The organism is Mycobacterium sp. SMC-15 (assembly GCF_045310925.1).
Lineage (GTDB): Bacteria > Actinomycetota > Actinomycetes > Mycobacteriales > Mycobacteriaceae > Mycobacterium.
In genome coordinates this window covers 81,193-103,872 of sequence record NZ_JBJIAJ010000007.1, presented here as the reverse complement: position 1 = coordinate 103,872, position 22,680 = coordinate 81,193, and the positions used below count along the sequence as shown (strand labels likewise).

Genomic DNA, 22,680 nt, shown 5'->3' with positions numbered 1-22,680 from the left:
CTGACGCGCCACCCGTCGGTTGTCAGTTCTGCATAGAAAACAGGCGTAGCTTTTAGAAATGGCTGACAACCCGGCGGGCCCCGCCCTGCCGCGCTCCACGCTGGACCTGCTGAGCGCCGTCCCGGACACCCTGCTGCGCCGGCTCAAGCACTACTCGGGCCGGCTGGCCACCGAATCGGTGTCGATGATGGGTGACCGCTTGCCGTTCTTCAACGACCTGGAGGCCGCCCAGCGGGCCAGCGTGGCCCTGGTGGTGCAGACCGCGGTGGTCAACTTTGCCGAGTGGATGCATGACCCACACGGCAACGTCAGCCACACCGCCCAGGCGTTCGAGTTGGTGCCCCAGGACCTGACCCGCCACATCGCGCTGCGGCACACCGTGGACATGGTGCGGGTCACCATGGAGTTCTTCGAGGAGGTCGTGCCCCTGTTGGCCCGCTCCGAGGAGCAGGTGACCGCGCTGACGGTGGGCATCCTCAAGTACAGCCGCGACCTGGCCTTCACCGCCGCCTCCGCCTACGCCGACGCCGCCGAGGCGCGCGGCACCTGGGATTCCCGGATGGAGGCCAGCGTGGTGGACGCCGTGGTGCGCGGCGACACCGGTCCGGAGTTGTTGAGCCGCGCGGCCGCACTGAACTGGGACACCACGGCCCCCGCCACCGTCGTGGTGGGCACCGCACCACCGGGCCCGGACGCCTACGCCGGACAGAAGGCCAGCCAAGACGTCCGTGATGTCGCCGAACACCACGGGCGGGCGGCATTGACCGACGTGCACGGGACGTGGCTGGTGGCCATCGTGTCCGGCCCGCTGACACCCACGCAGAAGTTCTTCGCCGACCTGCTCGGCGCGTTCTCCGACGGACCGGTGGTGATCGGACCGACGGCGCCGACGCTGACCGCCGCCTATCACAGTGCCAGCGAAGCCATCTCAGGGATGAACGCCGTGGTGGGCTGGACCGGAGCACCGCGGCCGGTGCTGGCTCGCGAGCTGCTGCCGGAGCGGGCGCTGATCGGCGATGCGTCAGCGATCGCGGCCCTGCACACCGATGTGATGCGGCCGCTGGCCGAAGCCGGGCCCACACTCACCGAGACCCTGGACGCCTATTTGGACTGTGGCGGCGCGATCGAGGCCTGTGCCCGCAAGTTGTTCGTTCATCCAAACACCGTCCGTTACCGGCTCAAGCGGATCGCCGACTTCACCGGACGTGATCCGGCCGTGCCGCGCGACGCCTATGTGCTGCGGGTTGCCGCCACGGTCGGGCGGCTGGCCAACCAAGCGCAGCACGCCAGTTTCAGCAGCGCGAACGTGGCCTATGCCGCCGCACCGCTACCCTCCAGCGGTCCCGACGAACCTCTGGTCAGCCCGGAGGAATGACCCGCCGAGACGCGCTCTGGGGCGGGTACAGGTGGGCACCAACGGCGGACAGTTGTCGCAGTTCGGTATCGAACGCGTCGCATCGAACGGCAGGTTTGTAGGGTCTCCACAAAAACATAAGACAATGTTCATAATCTAGGACATCCTGCAAATCGCGCTTCACAATGTTCTCTTAAAGACGTGATTGCGTTGCTCGCTCCCGGACAGGGATCTCAGACCCCCGGCATGCTCTCGCCGTGGCTCCAGGCGCCCGGCGCAGATGCCGCGCGCGAGCAGCTGGCCGCCTGGTCGGAGATCGCCGGCCTGGACCTGATCGCACTGGGCACCACCGCGACCGCCGAGGAGATCACCGATACCGCGGTCACCCAGCCGCTGGTGGTAGCGGCGACCCTGCTGGCCTATGCCGAGCTGGCCAAGCGGCGCAACGGCCCGGTGAGCGGCAGTGATGTCATCGTGGCCGGCCACTCCGTCGGTGAGATCGCCGCCTATGCGATCGCCGGCGTCATCTCCCCCGACAACGCCGTCATGCTGGCCGCCACCCGCGGCCGCGAGATGGCCAAGGCCTGCGCACTCGAGCCGACCGGCATGGCCGCGGTGCTCGGCGGTGACGAGGCCGAGGTGCTGGCCCGCCTCGAGCAACTCGACCTGACCCCGGCCAACCGCAACGCGGTCGGCCAGATCGTGGCAGCCGGCCCGCTGCCCGCGCTGGACAAGCTCGCCGAAGACCCGCCCGCCAAGGCCCGGGTCCGTAAGCTGGCCACCGCCGGCGCGTTCCACACCCAGTACATGGCACCGGCGCTGGAGGCGTACTCCGCCGCGGTCGAGCAGGTCAAGGCCGCTGGAATCTCGGAGCCCACCGCCATCCTGCTGTCCAACCGCGACGGACAACCCGTGGCGTCGGCGGCCGAGGCGATGGAGCACCTGGTCGCACAGCTGACCCGGCCGGTGCGCTGGGACCTGTGCACCGAGACGCTCCGGGCCCGCGAGGTCACCGCGATCGTGGAGTTCCCGCCGGCGGGAACCCTGGCCGGTATCGCCAAACGCGAACTTCGGGGGACCCCGACGCACGCCGTCAAGTCCCCCGCGGATCTGGACGGGCTGCCGGAGTTCTAATCCTCTTCAAGCCCGCTCCAACCCTGCACAACCAGATACGCAGTAATTACCCCCGCACACCCCGTGCGGATCCAACCGAAGGGAAACACAGTGGCTGCCAGCCAGGATGAAATCATCGCCGGTCTCGCCGAGATCATCGAAGAGGTGACCGGTATCGAGCCGAGCGAGGTCACCGTCGAGAAGTCCTTCGTCGACGACCTGGACATCGACTCGCTGTCGATGGTGGAGATCGCGGTTCAGACCGAAGACAAGTACGGCGTGAAGATCCCCGACGAGGACCTCGCTGGTCTGCGCACCGTCGGTGACGTGGTGGGCTACATCCAGAAGCTCGAGGCCGAGAACCCCGAGGCTGCCGCCGCGCTGCGCGAGAAGTTCGGTTCCGAGAGCTAATCGTGTCCTCTAAGCCTTCTACGGCCAACGGCGGTTACCCGAGTGTGGTGGTAACCGCCGTTGAGGCCACGACTTCAGTCGGGGCGGACATCGAGAGCACGTGGAAGGGCTTGCTCGCCGGTGAGAGCGGCATTCACGTGCTCGAAGACGAGTTCGTCTCCAAGTGGGACCTGCCGGTCAAGATCGGCGGACATCTCAAGGACCCGGTCGACGACCACATGGGCCGGTTGGACATGCGGCGCATGTCCTACGTCCAGCGGATGGCCAAGCTGCTCGGCACTCGCCTGTGGGACAACGCCGGCACGCCTGAGGTGGACCCGGACCGTTTCACCGTGGTGATCGGCACCGGACTGGGCGGCGGCGAGAAGATCGTCGAGACCTACGACCTGATGAACGAGGGCGGCCCCCGCAAGGTGTCGCCGTTGGCCGTTCAGATGATCATGCCCAACGGCGCGGCCGCAGTGGTCGGTCTGCAGCTCGGTGCTCGTGCCGGGGTCATCACCCCGGTGTCGGCCTGTTCGTCGGGTTCGGAGGCGATCGCGCACGCGTGGCGTCAGATCGTCATGGGTGACGCGGACTTCGCGGTCTGCGGTGGTGTCGAAGGCGGCATCGAGGCGCTGCCGATCGCGGCGTTCTCGATGATGCGCGCGATGTCGACCCGCAACGACGAGCCCGAGAAGGCGTCGCGGCCGTTCGACAAGGACCGTGACGGATTCGTGTTCGGCGAGGCCGGTGCGCTGATGATCATCGAGACCGAAGAGCACGCCAAGGCTCGCGGCGCCAAGCCGCTGGCCCGGTTGATGGGTGCCGGAATCACTTCCGACGCCTTCCACATGGTGGCTCCCGGTCCCGACGGCAAGCGGGCGGGTTTCGCGATGAAGCGGTCGCTGGAGTTGGCGGGTCTGTCCGCCAAGGACGTCGACCACATCAACGCGCACGGAACCGCCACTCCGATCGGTGACACCGCCGAGGCGAACGCGATCCGGGAAGCCGGATGTGAGCACGCCGCGGTGTACGCACCCAAGTCAGCGCTGGGCCACTCCATCGGGGCGGTCGGTGCGCTGGAGTCGGTGCTGACGGTGCTCTCGCTGCGTGACGGGGTCATCCCGCCCACGCTGAACTACGAGACACCCGACCCCGAGATCGATCTGGACATCGTCGCGGGCGAGCCCCGTTACGGTGACTACAAGTACGCGATCAACAATTCATTCGGGTTCGGTGGGCACAACGTCGCGCTCGCCTTTGGGCGGTACTGACACCGGATCGCGAGAGAGGGAAGTTCGCAACAGCCATGTCAACGCTGGCAACGGGAAAGGGTCTCCCCAACGTCGTCGTCACCGGCTACGCCATGACGACGGCTTTGGCCGCGGACGGGGAGAACACCTGGAAGAAGCTACTGGACGGCCAGAGCGGCATTCGCAGGCTCACCGATTCATTCGTCGAGGAGTATGACCTGCCGGTTCGTATCGGCGGGCACCTCGTCGAGACCCCGGAGTCGTTCGACGAGGGGTTGAATCGGACAGAGCTGCGTCGGCTTTCCTACTTGCAGAAGATGGCTTTGGTGCTGAGCCGGCGTGCCTGGGCGCACGCCGGCTCACCCGAAGTCGACACCAGGCGCCTCATGGTGTCGATCGGCACCGGGATGGGCTCCAGTGAGGAGCTGGTCTGGGCGTATGACGGCATGCGCGAACGCGGCCTGAAGGCGGTCTCGCCCCTGGTCGTGCAGAAGTACATGCCCAATGGAGCAGCCGCCGCGGTCGGATTGGACCGTCAGGCCAAGGCCGGGGTGATCACCCCGATCTCGGCCTGTGCATCCGGCTCCGAGGGCATCGCGCATGCCTGGCAGCAGATCGTGCTCGGCGAGGCCGACATGGCGATCTGCGGTGGGGTGGAGACCCGGATCGAGGCAGTGCCGATCGCGGGGTTCGCCCAGATGCGCATCGTGCTGTCCACCAGCAATGACGACCCGGAGGGCGCCTGCCGTCCGTTCGACCAAGACCGCAACGGATTCGTGTTCGGCGAGGGCGCCGCACTGATGGTGATCGAGACCGAGGAGCACGCCAAGGCGCGGGGGGCCAACATCCTCGCCCGGATCATGGGTGCCTCGATCACCTCGGACGGCTACCACATCGTCGCGCCGGACCCCGACGGCCAAAGCGCGGGTCGGGCGATGACACGGGCAATCCAGGCCGCCGGGCTGACACCCGGCGACATCAGCCACGTCAACGCGCACGCCACCGGAACCACGGTGGGTGACGTGGCAGAAGGCCACGCCATCAACCTCGCGTTGGGTCCGCACGGCGGCAACGCCGCGGTGTACGCGCCCAAGGCGGCACTCGGCCACTCAGTCGGTGCGGTCGGCGCGGTCGAGTCCATCCTGACGGTGATGGCTCTGCGTGAGCAGATCGTCCCACCGACGCGGAACATGGAGAACCTCGATCCCGAGATCGACCTGGATGTGGTGGCAGGCGAGCCGCGCCCGGGCAACTACGAATACGCGATCAACAACTCATTCGGGTTCGGCGGACACAACGTCGCAATCGTCTTCGGTCGGTATTAGAAAACCGCCGCAGCGAGACCCGCGACAAGAAATCAGACCAAGGAGAGGCGCGATGACGACAATGGCTCCCGAGACGGTGGGCGAATCGCTCGACCCGCGCGATCCCCTGCTGCGTCTGTCAACGTTCTTCGACGACGGCACCGTCGAGTTGCTGCACGAGCGTGACCGCTCCGGGGTGCTGGCCGCGGGCGGCACCGTCAACGGAGTGCGCACCATCGCGTTCTGCACCGACGGCACGGTCATGGGCGGCGCGATGGGCATCGAGGGCTGCGACCACATCGTCAACGCCTACGACACCGCGATCGCTGAGCAGAGCCCGATCGTGGGCCTGTGGCACTCGGGCGGCGCCCGGTTGGCCGAGGGCGTCCGCGCCCTGCACGCGGTGGGGCGGGTCTTCGAGGCCATGATCCGGGCATCCGGATTCGTCCCGCAGGTCTCGGTGGTGGTCGGTTTCGCGGCCGGCGGCGCCGCCTACGGCCCGGCGTTGACCGACGTCATCGTGATGGCACCGGAAGGCCGGGTCTTCGTCACCGGGCCCGACGTGGTGCGCAGCGTCACCGGTGAGGATGTCGACATGGCCGCGCTCGGCGGCCCCGACACCCACCACAAGAAGTCCGGCGTGTGCCACATCGTCGCCGACGACGAGCTCGACGCCTATGAGCGCGGTCGCCGGCTGGTCGGGTTGTTCTGCCAGCAGGGTCACTTCGACCGCAACAAGGCTGAGGCCGGCGAGATCGACCTGCACGCCCTGCTGCCGGAGTCGGCGCGGCGCGCCTACGACGTGCACCCGCTGGTGCACGGGCTGCTCGACGCCGACGCGCCGTTCGACGAGTTCCAGGCAAAGTGGGCGCCGTCGATGGTCGTCGGGCTGGGCCGGTTGTCGGGTCGCACCGTCGGTGTGCTGGCCAACAACCCGCTGCGGCTGGGCGGCTGCCTGAACTCCGAAAGCGCCGAGAAGGCGGCACGTTTCGTGCGGCTGTGCGACGCGTTCGGGATTCCGCTGATCGTGATCGTCGACGTGCCGGGTTACCTGCCCGGCGTCGGTCAGGAGTGGGGCGGCGTCGTGCGCCGCGGCGCCAAGCTGCTGCACGCGTTCGGTGAAGCCACCGTCCCTCGCGTCACGCTGGTGACCCGCAAGACCTACGGCGGGGCCTACATCGCGATGAACTCCCGGTCGCTGGGCGCCACCAAGGTGTTCGCCTGGCCGGACGCCGAGGTCGCGGTGATGGGAGCCAAGGCCGCGGTCGGCATCCTGCACAAGAAGAAGCTGGCCGCCGCGCCCGATCACGAGCGCGAGGCGCTGCACGAGGAGCTGGCCGCCGAGCACGAGCGGATCGCCGGTGGGGTGGACAGTGCCATCGACATCGGCGTGGTCGACGAGAAGATCGACCCGTCGCACACGCGCGGCAAGATCACGCAGGCGTTGGCCGAGGCACCCGCCCGTCGCGGCCGCCACAAGAACATCCCGCTGTAACCCGCCATCACCAATTGCCGCGAGAGTGCGTGTTTGCACCCCGACACGCCGGTGACGGGCATGCAACTGCGCACGCTCAGCGGTAGCCGTTTACGCCCGAACCGACGCGTTAAGCCTGGCTGTCGGCTACAACTACATCTATGCCGTCCGCCGATGAAACGCCGGAAGCCGCGCAGGATCGAACTGTCCAGCCCCGCGGAAAGCTACGCCGGCGCCAGGTCTTGGGTGGCCTAGCAGCTCTGGGAGTGGGCGGCGCCGGCGTCTCGGCGCTGGCCGGTTGTGAAGGCAAAGACAGCGGCGGTGTGGCTGCCGGCGCCCCGGACTATGGGACCGGGATCAACGACGGGTTCAACGGGAAGATCGAACTCGACGTGCGCGATTCGCAGCCGGACTGGGGCCCGTTCGAGCTCAAGCACGCTCCCAAGGACGCACCCAATGTGCTGGTGGTGCTCTACGACGACACCGGGATGGCGGCGTGGTCGCCCTACGGCGGGGCCATCGATATGCCCGTCATGCAGCGCCTTGCCGACAACGGGCTGACGTACTCGCAGTGGCACACCACGGCGCTGTGTTCGCCGACCCGATCCTGCGTCCTGACCGGTCGCAACCACCACGTGAACCGCTTCGCCTCGATCACCGAGGGCTCCGACGGCTTCCCCGGCGCGGCGGCCCGGCTGCCCGCACAATGCGCGACGATCGGGCAGGTACTCCAGGAAAACGGCTACAGCACGTTCTGGGTGGGCAAGAACCACAACGTGCCCGAGGAGGACGTCTCCAGCGGGGGCAGCAAATCGGAGTGGCCGCTGCAGAAGGGCTTCGATCGGTTCTACGGCTTTCTCGGCGGGGAAACCAACCAGTGGTACCCGGATCTGGTGGAGGACAACCGATTCATCGAGCAGCCCTACAGCCCCGAAGACGGCTACCACCTGTCGAAAGACCTCGCCGACAACGCGCTTCGCATGCTGCGCGACCAACGGTCCAGCAATCCGTCCAAACCGTGGTACATGTGGTTCTGCCCGGGCGCCAATCACGCCCCGCACCACAGCCCGACCGAATACGCCGAGAAGTACCGCGGCAGGTTCGACGACGGCTACGAGGCGTATCGGGAGTGGGTGTTAGCCCGGATGGTCGACAAGGGCATCATGCCCAAAGACACTCGGCTGACGCCGCTGAATCCCCTTCCCGCCGACGTCGCGTTGCCGGCTGATGCGGTACGGCCGTGGAATTCGCTCAACGCCGACGAGCAGCGCCTGTTCTCCCGAATGGCCGAGGTCTTCGCCGGGTTTTCCGAATACACCGACGCCCAAGTGGGCCGGATCGTCGAATACCTCGAGCAGACCGGCCAGTTGGACAACACCCTCATCTTCTATTGCGCCGACAACGGCGCCTCCGGCGAAGGTTCCCCCAACGGATCGGTCAACGAGAACAAGTTCTTCAACGGCTACCCCGATGACCTTGCCGAGAACATGCGCTACCTCGACACCCTGGGGACGCCCGACACCTACAACCACTATCCGACCGGCTGGGCGGCCGCCTTCTCCACACCGTTCCAGATGTTCAAGCGCTACTCGCAGTTCTCCGGGGGTACCTGCGACCCGATGGTGATCCACTGGCCCGCGGGTATCAAAGCCAAAGGCCAAGTGCGCCACCAATACCACCACGCCACCGACATCGTGCCGACCATCCTCGATGCGGTCGGACTTGCGATGCCCGAGGAGTACCGCGGTGTGAAGCAGTACCCGCTCAACAGGGTATCGATGCGCTACAGCTTCGACTCCCCCGACGCGCCCACCGCCAAGAAGCGGCAGTACTACGCCATGCTGGGCACCCGCGGCATCTGGGAGGACGGCTGGAAGGCATCAGCGCTGCACGCACCGATCAGCGGAAAAGGCCATTTCGATTCCGACCGCTGGGAGCTCTACCACGTCGACGAAGATCGCTCCGAATCCACCAACCTCGCCGACAAGCATCCCGACAAACTCAAGGCACTCATCGATGCGTGGCACCGGGAGGCCAAGGACAACTACGTCCTACCGCTGGACGACCGCACGGCCACTGAACTGCTCACCATCAAACGGCCGCAGTTCGAACCGCCGCGTGATCGCTACACCTACTACCCGGATACGGCTCCCGTCCCGGAAGGCGTGGCAGCCAACATCCGTGGACGGTCGTACAAGATCGTCGCGAACGTCGATCTCGCACGCGATGCGCAAGGAGTGCTCTTTGCCCACGGGTCGCGGTTCGGCGGGCATGTGCTGTTCATCAAGGACGCCAAGCTGCACTACGTGTACAACTTCCTCGGCATCAGGCCCGAGCAGGAGTTCGTCTCGCGGCAACTGACGCCCGGCAAGCACACGCTCGGCATGGAATTCATCCGCAAGGAGTCGGGCCAGTATGGTGAATCCCTCGGCACCACAACGCTTTATGTCGACGGAAAGGCCGTCGATACGGGTCCGATGCGCACCCAGCTGGGCAAGTTCACCCTCGCCGGCGACGGCCTCTGTGTCGGGTACGACAGCGGGGACAGCGTCTCCGACCAATACCAGAACCCGGGGGCCTTCACCGGCGGCAGCATCCAGGCCGTCGTCATCGACGTCAGCAATGAGACCTTCGTCGATCTGCAACGAGAAGCGGCAGCAGCACTCGCCCGCGACTGACCGGACTCACCGCGTCGTGTAGCCGCCATTGGCGAAGATGGTCTGCCCGGTCACCCAGTGGCCGCCGTCGAGCAGGAACAGCACCAACGGCGCGATGTCCTCGATCTGGGTCAACCGATTGCCCATCCCCTGCGACTTGTGGAACTCGACCCGCTCGGGGGTCTCCTGCGGGTAGAAGAACGGGGTGTCCATCGGCCCGGGCGCGACGCTGTTGACGTTGATCCCCCGGACCCCGAACTCTTTGGCCGCCGCCCGGGTGAAGTGCTCCACCGGGCTCTTAGAGCCCGCGTAGGTGGAGTAGCCATCGGTGAACGCTCCCAGCAGCGCGGTCACGATCGTCACCACCGAGCCGTTGTCGTTGAGGCGCCTGCCGGCCTGCTGCAGAAAGAAATAGGCGGACTTGGCGTTGATGTCGAACATCGAGTCGTACTCGGCCTCAGTGGTTTCCAGCATGGGTTTCCGCAGCACCTTGCCGACGGTGTTGACCGCGAAATCCACCCCGCCGAACGCATTCACCGCGGCGTCGAACAGGGCGGTGACATTGGCCGGAACGGTCAGGTCGCCCTGCACCTTGATCGCCTTGGCGCCGGCGTCCTGCACCGCGGCCACGGTCTTGTCGGCGTCGGGCTCCGAGCTGTCGCTGTTGTAGTGCACCGCGACGTTGACGCCGTGCGCGGCCAGCGTGGTGCTGATCAGCCCGCCCAGGTTCTTGGCCCCCGCGGCCACCACCGCCGATTTCCCGGTCAAATCGCTCATAGGTCTTCCCTCCTGTGTCTGAACACGAAACTAGCCCGGCTCTACACAAATGAGAAACAGCGTTATACGCATAATCAACAAGAGTTATTTGTGGATAACATGGGCCGATGCTCCCGGTTCCGGACCTGCGCCGCCTGACCCACTTCATCGCCGTCGCCGAGTCCGCCGGCTTCACCAGCGCCGCCAAGCAGCTACACCTGTCACAACAGGCGCTGTCGCATTCGGTGCAACAGCTGGAGAAGGAGATCGGCGTGACGCTGCTGGTGCGCGCCGGTCGCCGCATCACGTTGACCCAGGCCGGCCAGACACTCCTGGACGAGGGCCGCACGGTGCTGGCGGCGGCCAGGACCCTCACCGCAAACACGCGCGCGGCGGCCAGCGCCCTACCGGATAAATTCGTCGTCGGGCACTCCCCTGCGATCAGCAATCACGATGTCTACGCCCTGATCGAGCCGGCAATCGCCGCCGCGCCCGACACGTCGTTCACGGTCGTGCAGCTGTTCCCCGACCGGCTCACCGCCGGGGTGCGCGACGGCGCCGTGCAGCTGGGGCTGCGCCGTGCCGTGGTGCCCCAGGACCTTCTGGCCGGCGCGGTGATCGGCTACCACCCGCTGCGGGTTGCCGTGCCCGCCAATCACCCGCTGGCCGCGCGCTCCCGCATCCGCATCACCGATCTGGCCGACGAACTGATCGCGCTGTGGGCGCCTCCCGGCGCTTCCTACTACAGCGACTTCCTGGTCAACGCCTGCCGGCGTGCGGGCTTCGAACCGCAGTACCGGGTCAGCCGGGTGCAGGGCTGCCCGCCCGAGGTGGCGGCCTTGACCGAGTGTGCCGCCGCGTTCGTCACCGCGCCGGCCGGCCCGGCCCTGGATGGCGCCGTCACGGTGGTCGATCTCGACGAGCCGCTGCTGGTGCCCCTGCAGGCACTGTGGCAACCCCATACCAGTTCGGCGGTACGCGATCTCATTCTGCGTCAGCACCCTTGACAGCCTGCGCGCCGATACACCACAATTCATCATGCGATGAATTACTAGCTGTAGCCGCACGGAACCGGAAGGATCTCCGATGCCTGGATATCTGGCCGCCCTGGCACTCGCGCTCTGCCCCGTCTTGGTCGTCATTCGTCTGATCATGCTGCGGCGCAAGGGAACCGACGCCATGCACTTCGGCAGCACGGACAACAAGGACTTCCTGATCCCGCCCTTCGCGCTGGTCTACTTCTACGTGGTCTTCGCCGGCGCCTTCGGGTGGCCGTTGGTGGGCTCCGAGCGGTTCTTCAGCTCCACCGCCATCGCCTGGGCCGGGGTCGCATTGTGTTTCTGCGGCCTCCTGATGGTCGCGTTGAGCCTGGCCGCGTTCGGCAGCAGCTTTCGGGTGGGAATCGACACCGACAACCCGGACAAGCTGGTGACGTCGGGGGTGTTCGCGATCAGCCGCAACCCCATCTATGTCGGGTTCGGGTTGGTGCTGCTCGGCCAGTTCCTGGTGTTTCCGACCTGGATTCCGTTGGCCTACCTGCTCGCCGGCGTGTGGCTGTTCAATCGCCAGGTGCTGCGTGAGGAAGCCTTCATGCGTGACCACTACGGTCGGGACTACGCCGAATACTGCAGCCGAGTCCGCAGGTACCTGTAGGAGTTCAGCCGCGGGCGAGGATCGCCGACAGCGCCCGCGCCAGCTCCGCGTCGGGGTCGGCCGGCAGTGTGTCGGCACGCCATCCCACGAAGTCATCCGGGCGGATCAGCACTGCGCCGTCGGGTTCCAGCCCGGTGACCCGTGCCCACTGTTCATCGGCGATCCGGCGCACTGTGAGTGGGATACCCAGCGCCTCCGAGGCATGCGCCGCGGCGGCCCGCCACCGTCCGCCGTCGCTGCGGGTCAGCACGGTGAAGCCCGACCCGAGCAGATCAAGAGTCGAAATCCGTTGTCCGCCATGCGTCAGCCATACATGCGGAACCCGCGTGCCGGCTTGTCCGCGCAGCTCGGACACCAGTGAGACCGCGCTCGGGTCGGATGGTGCCGGCTCGTCCGACAGCACCGCGGCTGACCGATACCGGTAGCCGATCAGCAAGGCGAACATCGGCGCCTCCTCCCCCGGCGGGAGGCCGGGGCCGCTGTCGTCGAGTCGTAACAGGGGCAGCACCGGCCCGGTCAGCGATTGGCGGGCACTGAAGCGCCCCACCGGGTGCCGTTCGGCGTGGTAAGTGTCCAGCAACGACGGATCGGCCGTCCCCGCCAGTACAGCCGCCAGCTTCCAGGCCAGGTTGTGTGCGCTCTGAATGGCGCAGTTCGCGCCGCCGGCCTTGAACGGCGGCATGGCGTGCGCTGAATCTCCGACGAGAAACACCCTGCCGCAGCGGAACTGGTCGGCGACACGCTCATAGGGCTGCCACGGCGTCACTTCGACGATCTCGATATCGATGTCCGCACCGATCGCCCGGGTGAGCAGCCGGCGGCAGCGATCGGTGGTGAACTGGGCAGCGGTCTCGCCGCGACCGGGGAGGTAGGTGGTGAGGAACATGCCGAAGTCGTCACGTACCGGCAGAAAAATGCCGTCCACGTCGTCGTTGGCCACCTGGATGGCGTCACCGTCGCCGAGCTGCGGAACGAATTGCCGCCAGGGGCCGCGGAAGTAGATGAAGACGACGTAGATCGGCAACGCCCCGTGCCCCGAGGTCGGGATGCCCAGTGCATCGCGCACCGGGCTGCGCACACCGTCGGCGGCGATCAGGTAGTCAGCCCGCACCACGTCTGTGCTGCCGGTGTCGCGGTCACGCACGACGACGGCTACTCCGGTGTCGTCCTGCTCGAAGGAGCGCAGTTCGGTTCCGTAGCGAACCTCGCTGCCGCGCCCGCGGATGTGCTCCAGCAGCATCGGTTCCAGTGCGCTTTGCGGGCAGTATTGCGCGGCCGGCTCAGGGCTCAGGCCGGCGAACGGTGCGAAGATCGCGTCGAGGTCGAAGGCTTGCTGCGCCTGGGTGCTGCGCAGCGAGACCTTGGTGAGCATGTCCGAGACACCCTCGGCGACCGCGTGCACCTGATCCGCCAGACCGAGGCCGCGCAGGATCTCCAGGCTGCGGAAGCTCAAGTTGCGCGCTTTCGGGTAGATGAAGATCTCGCTGCGCTTCTCGATCACCAGCGAACGCACGCCGTGTTTGGCCAACAGCGCTGAAGTGCTCAGACCGCCGGCACCAGCGCCCACGATCAGTACCGGGGCTCGATCGTCAGTCATCGCCACCTCCGCCACGAACGGAACTGGTTAGTTCCGCCAAATCCAATGTGGCACGCGCCGGCGCTCGGTGCAACCGATCACGGGGATGGATTACCGGTGAGCGGAAGGATGACGTCCTCCAGTACCCGCCGGACAAAGACGCGGTCAACCGGCCGACCGGTCATCACGCGCAGCACATTGAGGCCCAACGCCACATCGGGGATCAGACTGAGATCGCGACCGGCCGGGATCTCGCCCCGCGCCCGCGCCTGATCGAGCAGCACCCGGACCACATGGCGCGGCGGGTCGAGTACCAGGTCGTCGAGGGCCGCCGCCAGGACCGGATTGTGCATGGCCGCGGTCGCGACTCCGACAACGACTTTCATCGTCTCCATACCCGATTCATCGAACTCGGGCGCCGCGGCGACCAGCGCGTCGATGTCACCGCGCAAACTACCGGTGTTGGGCGGCTCGACCGGTCCCTGCCGGCGGCGCCAATGAGCGATCGCATCGGCCACCACCACCGCCTTCGACGGCCAGCGCCGATAGATTGCGGCTTTGCCCACTCCGGCGCGGGCCGCGATGTCGTCCATGCTCAACCGGTCATAGCCCACCTCGGCCACACCCTGCAGCGCCGCATCGAGGATCGCGGGGTCGCGAGACCGGTCGAGGCGTCCCGGGCTTCGCACCGGTCGCAATGCGGGCGCGGGTTCCTGGGCTCCCATAACGCGCCAGCCTAGTCGATACGAATCAGTTCCGTTGCAAGTCGATTCAATCGGCAGCCGCGAGAAACTCTTGTGCCACCTCCACGACCCGTTCGCGGTCTTCGGCCACCAGCCCGATCCGGGTCCGGCGATCCACGATGTCCTCGACCGTCAGCGCGCCTTCGTGGCTGACCGCGTACTCGAACTCGGCACGGATCACATCGATGCCCTCGGCCACCGCTTCGCCGGGCCGCTCGCAGGTCGCGGCGGCCAACACATTGGCCGCCTCACCGCCGTAGCGCAGCACCAGCGACTCGGGCAGGTCACCCGTCAGCGGAAGTGGCGCTCCCGGGTTGTCCGGTGCACCGATCAGCGGCAGGTCCCGGGTGCGACACGGCGTGGCATCTAGCGCCCGCAGCCGCACGGCCCGGTCCAGCACGTCTTCGGCCATGTGCCGGTACTCGGTCAGCTTGCCCCCAATCACGCTGAACACCCCGGTCGCCGATTCGACGACGGCGTGGTTGCGTGACACGTCTGCGGTGTGACCTTCTCCGGTATCGATCAGCGGTCGCAGCCCGGCATAGGCCCCACGAACGTCGGCCGTGCTCAGCGCGGTGCCCAGCGCGGTGTTGACGGTGTCCAACAGGAAGGTGATCTCCGCCGACGTCGGTTGCGGCACATCGGGAATCGGGCCGGGGGCCTCTTCGTCGGTGAGGCCCAGATACACCCGGCCGAGCTGCTCGGGCATAGCGAACACGAACCGGTTGAGTTCACCGGGGATCGGCACGGTCAGCGCGGCAGTCGGATTGCCGAAGGCCGCCGCGTCGAACACCAGGTGCGTTCCGCGGCTCGGCCGCAACCGCAGCGCGGAGTCGATGTCTCCGGCCCACACCCCGGTCGCGTTGATCACCGCACGCGCGGTGACGTCGAACGACTCTCCGGAGATCTGGTCGGTCAGCCGTACCGTGTCGCCGGTGGCGTGCGATGCGGCCACATAGGTCAGGATCGTCGCGCCGTGCTGGGCCGCGGTCCGGGCGACCGCGGTGACCAGACGTGCGTCGTCGATCAATTGCCCGTCGTAGGCCAACAGGCCACCGTCGAGGCCGTCGCGGCGCACGGTCGGTGACAGCTCCACGGCGTGTTCGGGCGAGACCCGTCGCGAACGGGGTAACACCGTCGCAGGTGTGCCGGCCAACCTGCGCAGCGCGTCACCGGCGAAAAACCCGGTGCGCACCAAGGCCCGATCCCGCCGCGGCATCGACCCCAGCAGCGGCACGAGTTGCGGCATCGCCCGCACCAGGTGAGGGGCGTTGCGGGTCATCAGGATTCCGCGTTCGATGGCGCTGCGCCGCGCGATACCCACGTTGCCGGTCGCCAGGTAGCGCAGCCCGCCGTGGACCAGTTTGGAGCTCCACCGGCTGGTGCCGAACGCCACGTCCTGTTTGTCCACACACACCACCCGCAGCCCGCGGGTGGCCGCGTCCAGGGCGATGCCGGCGCCGGTGATGCCCGCACCGATGACGACGACATCAACAGCCGGGCGCTCGGCCAGTGCGGTGAGTTCGGCGGTGCGCCGGGCGGCGTTGAGTGCGACAGTGTCGGGCATCACGAGAGGTACCTGTTCAGGGTGTAGGCCAGTTCGGTGGAGAGCGCGTCCTCGTCGAGGATCGGCGCGACGACTTGCGCGGACTGGATCGCCGATTGGGTGATCAGCAGACACATCGCGGCGAGTTGGCGTGGATCGCCGGCCCGCACGCTGCCGCCGGCCTGGGCCCCGCCGAGTTCGCCGGCCACCAGGTCGATCAGCCGCCGTTGGCTGGACCCCAGCCGCTGGGCTATGTAGACCATCGCCAGGTCGGGTGCGTGATGCAGCACCTGCATCACCACCTCGTCGTGGCGCAGCCGCGCCGCAACCGCGACGATCCGCCGCACCAGCGCCTCGCGTCCGCTTCCCGGTTGCTCCAGTTCCGTCCACGCCGCGGTGATCCGTGCGGTCAGCAGGGCGGCGATCACCGAACGGCTGTCCGGCCACCGCCGGTACACCGTCGGACGACTCACCCCGGCTCGACGTGCGATGGCCGCCAACGTCACCCGCTCCATGCCCAATGCGAGCAGGCAGCTCGCGGCGGCATCGAGGATGCGCTCACCGACCTCCAGCTGCTCGTCATTACTAGTTGACAGCATGTGTAATACTGTAACGCATGACGCCGGCCGATGCCCAGGACGCCCTGACCCCGCCGATGAAATGGAACGCCTGGGGCGATCCGGCAGCGGCCAAGCCGTTGAGCGACGGCATCCGTCAACTGCTCAAGGCAGCCCTGGGGGTGGACGGCACGAGCACCCCGGAGCGCGATCCGAGCCAGGTGTCACTCACCCCATCGGCACTGACCGAAACCGACCGCGCCGCCCTGGCGGCGATCGTGGGCGACGGTTTCTGCCGCACCGATCACACCGCACGGCTACTGCACGCCGGGGGCAAGTCCACCCTGGACCTGCTGCGGCGCAATGATTCCGGCACCCAGGACGCGCCCGACGCGGTGTTGCTGCCGGGCAGCGACGACGAAGTCACGTCGGTCTTGAGCTACTGCAGCCAGCACGCCATCGCGGTGGTTCCGTTCGGCGGAGGCACCAGCGTCGTCGGTGGGCTCGACCCGATCCGCGGCGAGTTCGCGGCGGTGGTGTGCCTGGATCTGCGCCGGTTCGATGCACTGCTGAACCTCGACAAGGTCTCCGGCGAGGCCGAATTCGGCGCCGGGGTCACCGGGCCGGACGCCGAACGACTGCTCGGTGAGCACGGCTACTCGTTGGGACACTTTCCGCAGAGCTTCCAATACGCCACGCTCGGTGGGTTCGCCGCGACCCGCTCCTCGGGACAAGACTCGGCCGGCTACGGCCGCTTCGACGACATGGTCCGCGGCCTGCGGATGATCACCCCGGCCGGTGTGCTCGACCTGGGCCGCGCCCCGGCCTCGGCCGCTGGGCCGGACCTACGCCAGCTGTTGCTGGGGTCCGAGGGTGCGTTCGGCGTCATCACCCGGGTGCGGGTGCGCGTACACCCGGTGCCGGCAACCACCCGCTATGAGGCGTGGTCGTTCCCCGACTTCGCCACCGGCGCCGCGGCACTGCGCGCGGTCACTCAGACCGGCGCCGGACCGACCGTCATCCGGCTGTCCGACGAAGCCGAGACGGGCGTCAACCTGGCCACCACCGAGCAGATCGGCGAGCAGCAGATCACCGGCGGCTGCCTGGCCATCACGCTGTTCGAGGGAACCGCCGAGCACACCGAAAGCCGGCATGCCGAGACCCGAGCGGTGCTGGCCGCAAACGGCGGCACGTCACTGGGCGAGGAACCTGCGCGCGCCTGGGAGCACGGCCGATTCTCCGCGCCCTACCTGCGCGATTCACTGTTGGCGGCCGGGGCGCTGTGCGAAACGCTGGAGACCGCCACCGACTGGGCGCGAGTGCCCGCGCTGAAGACGGCGGTCACCGAGGCGCTGACCACCGCGCTGGGTGACAGCGGGACCCCCGCGCTGGTGTTGTGCCACATCTCGCACGTCTACCCGACCGGTGCGTCGCTCTACTTCACCGTGGTCGCCGGTCAGCGCGGCAACCCCATCGAACAGTGGCAAGCCGCGAAAGTCGCTGCGGGCGATGCGATCATGCGGGCCGGCGGAACCATTACCCACCACCACGCCGTAGGCGCCGATCACCGGCCGTGGATGAGCCAGGAGGTGGGCGAACTGGGTGTGCAGGTGTTGCGGGCGGTCAAGGCCACGCTGGATCCGGCCGGAATCCTCAACCCCGGCAAACTGATTCCATGACGTCGCGCCAGATCAAGCGGATCACCCTGCTGACCAACCCGGCGGCCGGGCACGGCAATGCCAGGCACGCGGCCGAGCGAGCATTGGCGCGATTCCAGCAGCGCGGCGTCAACGTCAACCACATCGTCGGCGCCGATGCCCACCACGCGCGGCAGTTGCTCGATGAAGCGCTGGCCGCCGGAACGGACGCCGTGGTGGTGGCCGGCGGCGACGGCGTCATCTCGCTGGCGCTGCAGTCCCTGGCGCTCGGTGAGGTGCCGCTGGGAATCATCCCGGCCGGCACCGGCAACGACCACGCCCGTGAGTACGGTCTGCCCACCGGAGATCCCGAGGCGGCCGCCGACGTCGTCGCCGAAGGCCAGACCGAGACGATCGATCTGGGCCGCATCACCGAGGACGGCGGCACGGTGTCCTGGTTCGGCACCGTGATGGCGGCCGGTTTCGACTCGCTGGTGAGCGACCGCGTCAACCGGATGCGCTGGCCGCACGGCCGGATGCGTTACAACGTCGCCATGGTGGCGGAGATGTCCAAGCTGCGGCTCCTGCCGTTCCGGCTGACGTTCGACGAGGACGAGCCGCTGGACATCGAGCTGACGCTGGCGGCATTCGGTAACACCCGCAGTTACGGCGGCGGCATGCTGATCTGCCCGGGCGCCGATCACGCCGACGGGCTGCTGGACGTCACCATGGTGCACTCGAGCTCGCGGACCAAGCTGATCCGGCTGTTCCCCACCGTGTTCAAGGGCACCCACGTGCTACTCGATGAGGTGAGCACCCGGCGGGCGAAGTCGATTCGCGTGGAGTGCCCCGGCATCAACGCCTACGCCGACGGCGACTACGTGGCTCCGCTGCCGGTGACCGTGTCGGCAGTGCCGGGCGCGCTGCAGATCCTTCGCGCGTCCTGATCGATCTCAAGAGATCAGCGAGGCCCACAGCTCGCCGAGTTCGCCGACCACCTCGTCAACCAAGGTGCTGAAGTCGGCCGCCGCCGGTGCGTCCGTGTCGAGCCATGGGAAAGCCGGGATGTAGGTGCCGCCGGGCAGGAAAGGATTCAGCATCACGTACCACGACGTCGCGAGGTCGATCAGCACCTGGAAGACGTTGGGCATCGACACCAGGGGGTGGTCCGATGGGTCGGCAGTCAAACTGGTCCAAAAATCCGCCCACGGTTTGCCTAAATCCAAGGTGAACGTCGTCCCGGCCCACGGATAGACGTCCGAGCCGTCAGAGCCGATCGCCGTACCGGGGAAACCCAACGCACCGTCGACCGCGCCGTGTGGGTCGGTGATTGTGGGCCCCTCCGTCGGGAAGGTGTAGCCGTTCAGCAGCTCCGAGATCGGCACTCGGCCATAGCCTTGGAGCAGCGCCATCCAGCCGTCGAGACTGCAGAACATGGTGTCGCACGCGGTGTGGGTCGGCATTTCGGCCTGCAGAAACCCGATCAACTGCTCACCGAGCGGCTTCGAGAGCGCCGGAATGGGGACCAGCATGTCGACCAATGCCTGGATTCGCTGCGGGTCGCCGAGATCGATACCCCAGATGTTCGTCTCGCTCGGGACCAACCACGGTCCGCTGAAGAACTGCGAATAGGCGAACGCGTCGATGGCCCTCAGCGCGTTGGCCGGGACGTTGATGATGGCGTAGAGCAGGTTCAGCGGAACGTTGGCCAGATCTCCGTCAGCAGTCAGCTGCACGGCGACTCGTGAAGTCGTGATCTCGGGTGTGGCCGGGCTGGCGGTGATCAGACCAGCAGCAACCAACAGCACATTGGCGATCGCAGCCGGCCGCGTCAGGGCCTGCATGATTTCTCCTTGACACTAAGAACTGCGCGCACGACAAAAGCGCGCGGCAAAGCGCGCGACAGTGAGAACAGCGCACGGCGCTGAGAACAGCGCGAGACGACAGGAACAAACGCGGGACAATAGGAACAACGCGCGGCGACAGGACCAACGCGTGAGTAAGCCTACCCTAAGTAGCTATCGGCGAGTTGAGTCGCTCGCGTGGGCTACCCCACGCCACGGCTGAGCCAGGACACCTCCGCGCCGTCGCCGCCGTGGCGGTAGGCCTCCAGCGCCTCATCCCAGGCCGAGCCCAGCACCGTCTCCAGATCCGCAGCCAGCGCGTCGGCGCCGGCGGCCATCAGCGTGCGCAGGCGGTTCTCCCCGACCATCACGTCGCCGTTGGCGCTCATCGTCCCGCTCCACAGACCGAGCTGCGGGGTGTGGCTGAACCGCTGGCCGTCGACCCCGGAGCTGGGGTCTTCGGTGACCTCGAAACGCAACACCGACCAGGAGCGCAGGGCGCTGGCCAGCTGCGCGCCGGTGCCCACCGGACCGACCCAGTTGACCACGGCGCGCAGCTGACCCGGCATAGCCGGTTGCGGCGTCCAGTTGAGCTTCGCCTGGCCGTTGCGGGCACCCAAAGCCGAGGTCAGTGCCCACTCCACATGCGGGCACACCGCCGCGGGCGAGGCGTGGATGTACACCACGCCGCTGGTCACGTCGGCGAATTGATTCGTCGCGCGCATCAGTTGCTCCTTCGGATCCACGAGGGACGTCTTCCCCAACGACCTGGCGGTACCGAATTTGAGCAGTGTTGCTGCAGAAACTGGAGTGTATTCAGTGTTGTATGTGTCTATTGTGCCTTGTGTGACGCCTGTTGGCTAGTCCCCGCTGTACGCGGCTACCACGGCATCAGACAGCTCCGGCCAGCGGTCGGTGACCCAGTCACCGAAGTCGCGGTCGGTGAGCACCACCAGCGCCCGCTCGATCGCCGGATCAGCCCAGATCAGAGTGCCTGACTGCCCGAAGTGACCGAAGGTCCGCGCCGAGTTGGTGGCGCCGGTCCAATGCGGTGTCTTGCCGTCCCGGATCTCGAAGCCCAGCCCCCAGTCGTTCGGCCGCTGCGGCCCGTAGCCGGGCAACACGCCGTCCAGGCCGGGAAACTGCACGCGGATGGCCTCGGCGTGTAGCTGGGGCGACACCGTCACCGGCGCCAACAGGTCGGCGGCGAAACCAGCCAGGTCGGCCACCGTCGATGTGCCCCCGAAACCGGCCGCCGGCGCGCCCCCGTCGAGTCGGCTGGCCGTCATACCCAACGGCTCGAACACCGCCTCGGTCAGGTAGCGGCCGAACTCGATCCCGGACTCGCGCTGCACGGCGGCGGCCAGCACCGCGAAGCCGTGGTTGGAGTACACCCGCCGCGTGCCGGGCGGGGCCAGGATCCGATCGGAGTCCGGCGAAAGCCCGGAAGCGTGCGCAAGCAGATGGCGCACCGTGGCGCCCGGCGGGCCGGCCGGGGTGTCCAGTTCGACGGCCCCCTCCTCCACCGCGATCTGCACCGCCCGCGCCACCAAGGGCTTGGTCACCGACGCGAGACGGAACGGCCGCGCGGTGTCGCCGTGGGTGGCCAGCACCCCATTCGGGCCGACGACGGCGGCGGCCGCCTGACCGACCGGCCAGTCGTCGAGGGCGGCGAGGGGGGACATCGCAGGCCAGCCTAAGCGGGGGTTGCAAGCGCGGCGAAGCCGGTCACCGCCATCAGCTACCGGGGCCGTCGAACCCAGTCGCCGCCCGGACTGCCTTGCGGTGGCCGGTCGCGCTGCAGCCGAACCAGCGCTGGCAGGACCGGCTGAGCACGCTCTGCTCGGCGTAGCCGAGTTCGCGGGTCAGGTGCGCCAGGCTGATGTCGGTGTCGCGCAGGTACCGGTGGGCGGCGTCGCGGCGGACCCCGTCGACCAGGGCCGCAAACGTGGTCTCCTCGGCGGCCAGCCGTCGATGCAGTGTCTTGGGATGCAGGCCGAGCTGACCGGCGATCAGCTCCAGGTTCACAGTGCCGGTGGGCAACAGCTGGCGGGCGATCGCGCGCACCGACGCCGCGATGCCCGCCGATTCGGCGGTGATGCCGCGCAGGTAGCTCACCATGGCCTGGTGAGCGTGGTCGTCCCGGTGCAGGGGGCGGTCCAGATCGACGGTGCGAAAGGTGAACCCGGCGACCGGCTGGGCGAAGTAGGGCCGGCAGCCGAAGTAGGCCAGATATTCGCGCACCGGGGTGAGCGCTTCGTGCGGAAAGTGTACCGACAGCGGCGCGTACGGGGCGTCGAACATCATCCGCATGATCCCCAGCGAGACCCCCAACGACAGCTCGGTGGTCTGCGGATGCGGCGGCGACCGCTCGATGAGCACCTCGAACGCATAGAACGATTCGGCGGCATCCGCGCCCGGGATGATGCGCGCCGAGATCGCCGGACTGTAGGCGGATAAGAACCGCTCCACGATCGAGAACCCGCCGCCGACGGTGGCCGCGGTGCGTGCGGCCACGCCGAGCGGCCCGAAGTTCCCGATGTCTTGGCGCAGCGCCAACCGGCGCCCGAAATCCGGGCAGCCGGTCGCATTCGCTGCGGATTCAACAGCCAGGATCACCGCGCGATACGGCACGAATACGTCGTGAGCTCCGACGGACCCGGCCGGCACCCCGGCCGCCAGCAGCAATGCCCCGGGATCACCGCCGAGCTCGGTGACCAGCTCCGGGTATCCCGACAGCGCGGTGCCGCGCACCACCGACATGTCCGCAAATATCAAAGAAATGTCCGCAGATGTCAAGACTTCGCCCGTCTTGCGAGA

General features: G+C 67.6%; 20 protein-coding genes. 11 read left to right on the top strand and 9 right to left on the bottom strand.

Annotation, left to right across the window (positions count from 1 at the left end; translation table 11 throughout):
- Positions 1-58: 58 nt before the first annotated feature.
- The 7 genes from ACJH71_RS12220 to ACJH71_RS12190 all read left to right on the top strand — a co-directional run bounded on the left by ACJH71_RS12220 (position 59) and on the right by ACJH71_RS12190 (position 9,569).
- Positions 59-1,375: a PucR family transcriptional regulator gene (locus ACJH71_RS12220; protein ID WP_406758287.1), complete on the top strand. Its 1,317-nt coding sequence runs from the start codon at positions 59-61 to the stop codon at positions 1,373-1,375.
- A gap of 180 nt (positions 1,376-1,555) precedes the next feature.
- Complete coding sequence (locus tag ACJH71_RS12215) at positions 1,556-2,488, top strand: ACP S-malonyltransferase (protein WP_406758286.1); 933 nt, start codon at positions 1,556-1,558, stop codon at positions 2,486-2,488.
- Positions 2,489-2,578: 90 nt separating this feature from the next.
- On the top strand, positions 2,579-2,878 hold the full coding sequence (gene acpM / locus ACJH71_RS12210) for a meromycolate extension acyl carrier protein AcpM (protein ID WP_046188312.1): 300 nt from the start codon (positions 2,579-2,581) through the stop codon (positions 2,876-2,878).
- 2 nt (positions 2,879-2,880) lie between these two features.
- Positions 2,881-4,134 (top strand): 3-oxoacyl-ACP synthase KasA, encoded by a 1,254-nt coding sequence (gene kasA, locus ACJH71_RS12205; protein ID WP_406758285.1) that lies wholly within the window; start codon positions 2,881-2,883, stop codon positions 4,132-4,134.
- A gap of 35 nt (positions 4,135-4,169) precedes the next feature.
- Positions 4,170-5,438 (top strand): 3-oxoacyl-ACP synthase KasB, encoded by a 1,269-nt coding sequence (gene kasB / locus ACJH71_RS12200; protein WP_406758284.1) that lies wholly within the window; start codon positions 4,170-4,172, stop codon positions 5,436-5,438.
- A gap of 52 nt (positions 5,439-5,490) precedes the next feature.
- Positions 5,491-6,912 carry an acyl-CoA carboxylase subunit beta gene (locus ACJH71_RS12195; protein ID WP_406758283.1) on the top strand — a complete coding sequence of 474 codons (1,422 nt, stop codon included), beginning with the start codon at positions 5,491-5,493 and terminating at the stop codon, positions 6,910-6,912.
- Positions 6,913-7,052: 140 nt separating this feature from the next.
- Entirely contained in the window at positions 7,053-9,569 is a 2,517-nt protein-coding gene (locus ACJH71_RS12190) for an arylsulfatase (RefSeq protein ID WP_406758282.1), read from the top strand.
- A 6-nt stretch (positions 9,570-9,575) separates the two neighbouring features.
- Here ACJH71_RS12190 and ACJH71_RS12185 read toward each other — a convergent pair whose 3' ends face one another.
- The gene (locus tag ACJH71_RS12185) at positions 9,576-10,325 is read right to left on the bottom strand and encodes an SDR family oxidoreductase (protein WP_406758281.1); all 750 of its coding nucleotides are present in this window, start codon (positions 10,323-10,325) and stop codon (positions 9,576-9,578) included.
- Positions 10,326-10,432: 107 nt separating this feature from the next.
- Here ACJH71_RS12185 and ACJH71_RS12180 point away from each other — a divergent pair, with 107 nt between their 5' ends.
- Both ACJH71_RS12180 and ACJH71_RS12175 read left to right on the top strand, forming a co-directional pair.
- Entirely contained in the window at positions 10,433-11,311 is an 879-nt protein-coding gene (locus tag ACJH71_RS12180) for a LysR family transcriptional regulator (RefSeq protein ID WP_406758280.1), read from the top strand.
- Positions 11,312-11,390: 79 nt separating this feature from the next.
- Complete coding sequence (locus ACJH71_RS12175) at positions 11,391-11,957, top strand: methyltransferase family protein (protein ID WP_406758279.1); 567 nt, start codon at positions 11,391-11,393, stop codon at positions 11,955-11,957.
- Positions 11,958-11,961: 4 nt separating this feature from the next.
- Here the strand turns inward: ACJH71_RS12175 and ACJH71_RS12170 are convergent, their stop codons facing one another.
- From ACJH71_RS12170 to ACJH71_RS12155, 4 genes are all read right to left on the bottom strand, one after another.
- Positions 11,962-13,554, bottom strand: a complete 1,593-nt coding sequence (locus ACJH71_RS12170) for an FAD-dependent monooxygenase (RefSeq protein ID WP_406758278.1) — start codon at positions 13,552-13,554, stop codon at positions 11,962-11,964.
- Positions 13,555-13,631: 77 nt separating this feature from the next.
- Entirely contained in the window at positions 13,632-14,258 is a 627-nt protein-coding gene (locus ACJH71_RS12165; RefSeq protein WP_406758277.1) for a TetR/AcrR family transcriptional regulator, read from the bottom strand.
- A gap of 46 nt (positions 14,259-14,304) precedes the next feature.
- Positions 14,305-15,843 (bottom strand): FAD-dependent oxidoreductase, encoded by a 1,539-nt coding sequence (locus tag ACJH71_RS12160; protein WP_406758276.1) that lies wholly within the window; start codon positions 15,841-15,843, stop codon positions 14,305-14,307.
- Positions 15,843-16,421, bottom strand: a complete 579-nt coding sequence (locus tag ACJH71_RS12155) for a TetR/AcrR family transcriptional regulator (protein ID WP_406758275.1) — start codon at positions 16,419-16,421, stop codon at positions 15,843-15,845. Before ACJH71_RS12155 ends, ACJH71_RS12160 begins: the two co-directional genes overlap by 1 nt.
- Positions 16,422-16,477: 56 nt before the next feature.
- On the opposite strand from ACJH71_RS12155, the gene ACJH71_RS12150 reads away from it, so the two are divergent.
- Together ACJH71_RS12150 and ACJH71_RS12145 are read left to right on the top strand one after the other, a co-directional pair.
- The gene (locus ACJH71_RS12150) at positions 16,478-18,058 is read left to right on the top strand and encodes an FAD-binding oxidoreductase (RefSeq protein WP_406758417.1); all 1,581 of its coding nucleotides are present in this window, start codon (positions 16,478-16,480) and stop codon (positions 18,056-18,058) included.
- Positions 18,055-18,963, top strand: a complete 909-nt coding sequence (locus ACJH71_RS12145; protein WP_406758274.1) for a diacylglycerol kinase — start codon at positions 18,055-18,057, stop codon at positions 18,961-18,963. The genes ACJH71_RS12150 and ACJH71_RS12145 overlap by 4 nt, the downstream gene beginning before the upstream one ends.
- Before the next feature lie 6 nt (positions 18,964-18,969).
- Here the strand turns inward: ACJH71_RS12145 and ACJH71_RS12140 are convergent, their stop codons facing one another.
- The 4 genes from ACJH71_RS12140 to ACJH71_RS12125 form a co-directional block, all read right to left on the bottom strand.
- Positions 18,970-19,860: a hypothetical protein gene (locus ACJH71_RS12140; protein WP_406758273.1), complete on the bottom strand. Its 891-nt coding sequence runs from the start codon at positions 19,858-19,860 to the stop codon at positions 18,970-18,972.
- Between the two features lie 203 nt (positions 19,861-20,063).
- A complete protein-coding gene (locus ACJH71_RS12135; RefSeq protein ID WP_406758272.1) occupies positions 20,064-20,585 on the bottom strand; it encodes a DUF3145 domain-containing protein in 522 nt (173 codons plus the stop codon).
- A gap of 135 nt (positions 20,586-20,720) precedes the next feature.
- On the bottom strand, positions 20,721-21,545 hold the full coding sequence (locus ACJH71_RS12130) for a serine hydrolase domain-containing protein (protein ID WP_406758271.1): 825 nt from the start codon (positions 21,543-21,545) through the stop codon (positions 20,721-20,723).
- Between the two features lie 52 nt (positions 21,546-21,597).
- Positions 21,598-22,623 carry an AraC family transcriptional regulator gene (locus ACJH71_RS12125; RefSeq protein WP_406758270.1) on the bottom strand — a complete coding sequence of 342 codons (1,026 nt, stop codon included), beginning with the start codon at positions 22,621-22,623 and terminating at the stop codon, positions 21,598-21,600.
- Between the last annotated feature and the right edge of the window lie 57 nt (positions 22,624-22,680).